Below are 567 nucleotides of genomic sequence, written 5' to 3'. Positions count from 1 at the left end.
GGGGTATTCCCCTCTCTCGCCGGTCTCTCTCGAAACCACCATACGAAATCAGTTTTTGGGGACCAGGACCTCGCGGTTGCCGTTGTGGCCGGCTTCGGAGACCACGCCGGCGGCTTCCATGGTGTCGATCAGGCGGGCCGCGCGGTTGTAGCCGATGCGCAGCTTGCGCTGAACCCCTGAAATCGACGCCTTGCGTGAATCAATCACAAACGCCACCGCCTCATCGTAAAGGGCATCCCCCTCACCGGCATCACCGCCCTCTTCCCCTCCGGGCATACCCGGTACCGGAATCGAACTGGTCGTACTCTCATCCGTCACCCCATCAATATAATTCGGCTCACCGCGCTTCTTCCAATCCGCCACCACCTTGTGCACCTCATGATCATCAACAAAAGCGCCGTGAACACGCACCGGATTGCTCGTACCGGGAGGCAGATACAACATATCCCCGTGGCCCAGCAACTGCTCCGCCCCACCCTGATCCAGAATCGTGCGTGAATCAATCTTCGAGGACACCTGAAACGCAATCCGCGTCGGCACGTTCGCCTTGATCAGACCGGTGATCAC

Annotated in this window: 1 protein-coding gene; it reads right to left on the bottom strand. The window is 59.4% G+C overall.

Features of this window, described 5'->3' with window-relative positions:
* Positions 1 to 48 precede the first annotated feature (48 nt).
* The coding region (locus tag B3187_RS11205) for a DNA translocase FtsK (protein WP_286806481.1) at positions 49 to 567 on the bottom strand (519 nt) is incomplete at its 5' end.

Origin of the sequence: Marinimicrobium sp. UBA4209 (assembly GCF_002381585.1) — a bacterium.
Lineage (GTDB): Bacteria > Pseudomonadota > Gammaproteobacteria > Pseudomonadales > Cellvibrionaceae > Marinimicrobium > Marinimicrobium koreense.
This window is presented reverse-complemented; position numbering and strand designations above follow the sequence as displayed.